At 74.7% G+C, this 4714-nt stretch carries 4 protein-coding genes and 2 pseudogenes; 2 read left to right on the top strand and 4 right to left on the bottom strand.

The window, feature by feature from the left end; genetic code table 11:
* The 3 genes from ACWCSD_RS48055 to ACWCSD_RS48045 form a co-directional block, all read right to left on the bottom strand.
* The coding region (locus tag ACWCSD_RS48055; RefSeq protein WP_449925745.1) for an MBL fold metallo-hydrolase at positions 1–380 on the bottom strand (380 nt) is incomplete at its 3' end.
* A 10-nt stretch (positions 381–390) separates the two neighbouring features.
* A complete protein-coding gene (locus ACWCSD_RS48050; protein WP_358294714.1) occupies positions 391–1170 on the bottom strand; it encodes a hypothetical protein in 780 nt (259 codons plus the stop codon).
* 15 nt (positions 1171–1185) lie between these two features.
* Positions 1186–1812 (bottom strand): TetR/AcrR family transcriptional regulator, encoded by a 627-nt coding sequence (locus ACWCSD_RS48045; RefSeq protein ID WP_397161744.1) that lies wholly within the window; start codon positions 1810–1812, stop codon positions 1186–1188.
* 81 nt (positions 1813–1893) lie between these two features.
* Between ACWCSD_RS48045 and ACWCSD_RS48040 the strand changes: the two are divergent.
* Positions 1894–2787: pseudogene (locus ACWCSD_RS48040) on the top strand (zinc-binding dehydrogenase); the annotation flags it as partial.
* Between the two features lie 228 nt (positions 2788–3015).
* Here the strand turns inward: ACWCSD_RS48040 and ACWCSD_RS48035 are convergent.
* Positions 3016–3228 (bottom strand): annotated as a pseudogene (locus ACWCSD_RS48035) (GntR family transcriptional regulator); the annotation flags it as partial.
* Positions 3229–3336: 108 nt separating this feature from the next.
* On the opposite strand from ACWCSD_RS48035, the gene ACWCSD_RS48030 reads away from it, so the two are divergent.
* On the top strand, positions 3337–4500 hold the full coding sequence (locus tag ACWCSD_RS48030; protein WP_397159842.1) for a pyridoxal phosphate-dependent aminotransferase: 1164 nt from the start codon (positions 3337–3339) through the stop codon (positions 4498–4500).
* Positions 4501–4714: the final 214 nt, after the last annotated feature.

The following is a 4714-nucleotide window of genomic DNA, read 5'->3' as shown; positions in this document are numbered from 1 at the left end:
CGGAAGGGGCCGATCACGCGCGGCGCGCCCGGCTCCAGGTCGTGCAGCTCGAAGCTGCCGGCCAGCATGCCGCGCCGGTCGAGCGCGAGCACGGCGTCGAGCGCGCCGGGCGGCGCGTGCACGGGCAGCGCGGCCGGCGGGGCGTCGCCCAGGGCGCGGGCGCGCAGCAGCGGGTTGAGGTCGGAGCAGTGGTCGGGATGGCCGTGGCTGACCAGGACGGCGTCGATCCGCTCGGCCGGCGTCGTTTCGAGCAGCCGCGGCAGCGTGGCGTAGCCGGGATCGACGAGCACGCGGAACCCGTCGTGCTCGATGAGATAACCGCTGCACGCCTGGCCCGCCGCCGGCCAAGCCCCGCATCCGCCCAGCACTGTGATCAGCACGATCACGACCTTATCGGGGCTTGTGCCCCAGCTCGGCCAGCGTGGTGGACATCAGACCCCGCAGCAGCGGCCCGGCCAGGCCCTCGTGCACGGACTCGACCGGCAGCCCCTGGGCGATGCGGGCGTGGTAGGACTCGCGGTCGCGCTCGCCGGTGTAGGGCAGCGCGGTCATCGCCACGACCACGGTGGCCCGGGTGCCGCCGCGCGGCAGGACGGCGACGGCGTGGGTGCGCAGGCAGGTCTCGTCGGGGGCGCCGTACCAGCCGCACTTGACGCCGGCCTCGGGCGAGCCGAGCGCCTCGCGGGCGCCGAACGTCTGCTCGCCCGCCACCTGCCGCATCCACGCCAGGACGGTGGCCGCCACCGGGTCGCCCGCCGCCGCGGCCTGCGCGAACACGGCGTAGGCGGCGGCGACCTCCTCGGCCGAGACCTCCACCGAGCCGAAGCGCGACGGGTCGCCGCCCGGCTGGGCCCACCGTACGCCGGTGCGCCGGTAGAGGTCGTCCAGCAGCACGCGGGGGCCGATGGACAGCCAGAGGCTGAGCGTGTCGGCGTTGGAGGAGACGACCACGGCGGGCTCGGCGTGGCGGCGCCAGCGGTCGGCGTCGTCGATGTGGTCGGCGGCCACCCAGGCGTAGAGCGGCTTGAGCAGCGAGGCGCAGCGCAACCGGGCCGGGCCGGAGCGCACGCTCATCGTCCGGGCGGGCGGGCCGCCGTAGCCGCGCCTGATGCCCGCGGCCTGTGCTCCGGCGCTGTCTTGGAGGTCTTTCAGCAGGTCATTGAAGGCCACCGTCCCACCGTAGACCTACGGGGAGGTCCGCCAGCGTCCTTCGTACCACTCGGCGCTCGGTGGCTCGCCGGGCAGCGGGGTCGCGCCGGGGGCGCGCAGGCCGTCGAGCGCGATGGCCAGCAGGCGCTCCTTGACCCGCTGGTGCTCCTCGCTGGGCGGGCCGGGGGCGGGCCTGCTGAACTGCTCGATGAGCAGCGAGACGTCGAGCGTGGTCACGTCGGGCCGCAGCGCGCCGGCCTCGCGGGCCCTGGCGACGAGGGTGCCGGCCAGCTCGGTGGCCCGGCGGGAGGTGCGCCACATCTCGTCGGTGACCTCGATCGTGCCCGCCACCGGGGCCAGCGCGCCGGAGCGGCCGGCGACGCAGGCGCGCACGTACGCCTCCAGCCCGGTCCACGGGTCGGGCTCGGCCAGGGCCGACTCCAGGTTGTCGACCACGCGTTCCATGGCGATCAGGCACAGCCGCTGGAGCAGCTCCTCCTTGGTGCGGTAGCGCCGGTAGAGGCTGCCCATGCCGACGCCCGCCTGCCTGGCGATGGCCGAGACCGGCGCGTCGAACCCCTGGGTCGTGAACACCTCGTGGGCCGCCTGGAGCAGCCGCAGATCGTTCCGCGCCGCCTCGGCCTGCCTGCCGCGTCCTGCCATGCCGTACAGGATATTGCGGAGCGTTGCGCTCCGATATACGGTTCTTTCCGGAGCGGATCGCTCCGATTAAGGAGGTCTGTCATGCGTGCGGTGGTGTTGCGGGAGCTCGGCGGCCCGGGATCGCTCGTGGTGGAGGAGGTGCCCGACCCCGCCCCGGGGCCGGGTCAGGTGCTGGTCGAGGTGGCCGTCGCGGGCGTCACGTTCGTCGAGACGCAGGTACGCGCCGGACGCGGGCCGCGCGCGGCCGAGCTGCCCGCGGTCCTGGGCAACGGGGTGGCGGGCACCGTCCTGGCGGTGGGCGAGGGCGTGCCCGCGGCGCTGACGGGCTCCCTGGTGGTCACCACGCTCGGCGGGTACGGCGGCTACGCCGAGCTGGCGGTGGCCGCCGCCAAGGACCTGATCCCGGTGCCCGCCGGGCTGTCGCCGCGCGAGGCCGTGGCGTTGCTGGCCGACGGGCGCACCGCCGTGGGGCTGGTCCGCGCCGCCGCGCCGCGGCCCGGCGAGTGGGTGCTGGTGGAGGCGGCCGGCGGCGGGGTGGGCAGCCTGCTGGTGCAGCTCGCCCGCGCCGCGGGGGCGCTGGTGGTCGGCGCGGCCGGCAGCGCCGCCAAGCGCGACCTGGCCGCGCGCCTCGGCGCCGAGCTGACGGTCGACTACACCGCCCCGGGCTGGGCCGAGGAGGTGCGCGCCGCGACCGGCGGCCTGGACGTCGTCTTCGACGGCGTGGGCGGCGAGATCGGCGCCCAGGCACAGGACCTGCTGAAGGACGGCGGCCGGCTCAGCGTGTACGGCATGGCCGGCGGCCCCATGACCACCCCCGAGCCCCGGGTGACCGCCGTCGCCTGGCCCTCGGCCGACCCGCGCGAGCTGGCCCGCGAGGCCCTGGAGCTGGCCGCGGCCGGCCGCCTGAGTCCCACGGTCGGCAACGTGCTCCCCCTGGAGTCGGCGGCCGAGGCGCACGCCGCCGTCGAGGCCCGCGCGGTCACCGGCGCCCGCCGCGAGCGCGATGGGCACCTTGGACAGCGCTTCGAGTCGTTCGAGCGCCGGCGCCGTGACTCCGAGACGCGCCGCGGCGGCGGCCGCCTCGCCGGACAGCAGCGTCCGCAGCGCGCACAGAGCGTCGGTGTCCTGCAGCGTGATCGGGCTGACGACGTAGCCCGCGCGCGGAAGGGCGGTCACGAGCCCGTCGCGCCGCAACCGGGCCAGCGCCTCGCGCACCGGCGTCTTGCTGATCCGCCATTGCTCGGCGAGCGACGTCTCGGTGAAACTGCTGCCGGGCGGCAGCGTCAGGTCGATGATCTGGCGCCTGATCGCCCGGTAGGCCTGGCTCGTGCGGTCGAGGCCGGTCTCGTCGGTGCCGACCAGCAGCAGCGCGGGGATGTGCGGCGTTCCGCTGACCACGCCATGGATGTCGGACATCGCGCCAGAATACCAATTCACAGTGTTGATACAGCAGTTCGGCCGCCATGCATCGGGTAGAGATATTTATTCTTGTTGTTGATATCTCAGTGTGCGATGCTTCGTTCCATGCAGCGAAACTCCTGGTCCCTTCCCGCCGCGAGCGACTTCCCGGCGCTGGGGGCGATGAGCACCCGCGCCCGCGCGGAGCGCGGCGCACGCGACGGCGTGCGGATGCTCCCGCTCGTCGGCGCCCCGATCCTGCCCATGCCCGAGCACGTACGGCGGGCGGTGGCGGGCGCGATGGACCTCCCCGACCCGCGCGACACCCGCGGCCTGCCGGAACTGCGCGCCGCGATCGCCGCCGAACTGGAGCGCGAGCACGGCCTGCGCGTCGATCCCGAGCGCCGCCTGCTGATCACCCACGGAGCGATGCAGGGGCTCTCCCTCGTGCTGCGCACGGTGCTCGCACCGGGCGACGAGGTGATCGTGCCGACCCCCACCTACTTCTTCGACGGCGCCATCCGCGAGGCCGGCGCCACGCCCGTCGGCGTCCCGTCCCGCGAGAGCGACGGCTGGGCGCTCGACCTGGCCGGCCTGGAGGCCGCCGTCACCAGCCGCAGCCGGGCCGTGCTGCTGTGCAATCCGACCAATCCGACGGGTTATCTCCCCGACGCCGCGACCCTCGCGGCCGTGGTGGACCTCGCCGCCCGCCACGGGCTCCTCGTCATCTCCGACGACTCATGGCAGCACTTCACGTACGACGGCCACCGCTACCACCCGGTGGAGGCGTTCGCCGACCGCTGGCCGCACCTGGTCACCGTCACCAGCCTCAGCAAGTACTACGCGCTGGCGAGCTGGCGGCTCGGCTACGTCCTGGCGCCGCCACCCGTCATCGACGCGCTCAACCGCCGCTTCGAGTGGGAGGCGGTGTGTTGCGGGGTGGTTCCGCAGCGGGCCGCGGTCGCCGCACTCACCGGCCCACGCGACTGGCTCGACCTGGCGCTCTCCACCTACCAGGCCAAGCGCGACCTCGTCTGCGACGGCCTCGCCGCGAGCGGCTTCCCGCCGCCCGTACGGCCCACGGGCGGCGCCTTCCTGCTCGCCGACTGCTCACGCCTTGGTGAGACCCCGGCCGCCATCGACCGCGCACTCCTGCGGAACGGCATCGCGACCGTGCGCGGCGCCGACATGCACGCTCCTGACACGCATGTCCGCATCACGTTCGGCTCCGACGAGGAAACGCTCGCCGAGCTGGTCCGCGGCCTCGGACAGGCCCGCCGAGCGTCCTGACGCGCCCGCCCGCCGGCACGGGCGGCGGGACGGTTCATGACTCCTGTCATGCGCAGCCGATGACAGCCGCGACTGACCGCGGAACCGCGTCTGGATCATGCTTACGCCATGAACATCCGGACGCTTGGAAAGAACGCCTCGGCCGTCGCCCTGACCGCCGGGATGGTGCTGGCGGCCAGCCCCGCCCAGGCCGCCCCCGCGCGGGAGACCGGGC

It is taken from the genome of Nonomuraea sp. NPDC001684, assembly GCF_053596515.1.
Note: the sequence above shows the minus strand (reverse complement) of the source record. Positions and strands in the feature narration are given on the sequence as shown.

Coding starts and splice junctions, on each gene's coding strand:
- ACWCSD_RS48030 (WP_397159842.1), top strand. CDS start 3,337: ATGCAGCGAAACTCCTGGTCCCTTCCCGCCGCGAGCGACTTCCCGGCG.
- ACWCSD_RS48045 (WP_397161744.1), bottom strand. CDS start 1,812: ATGGCAGGACGCGGCAGGCAGGCCGAGGCGGCGCGGAACGATCTGCGG.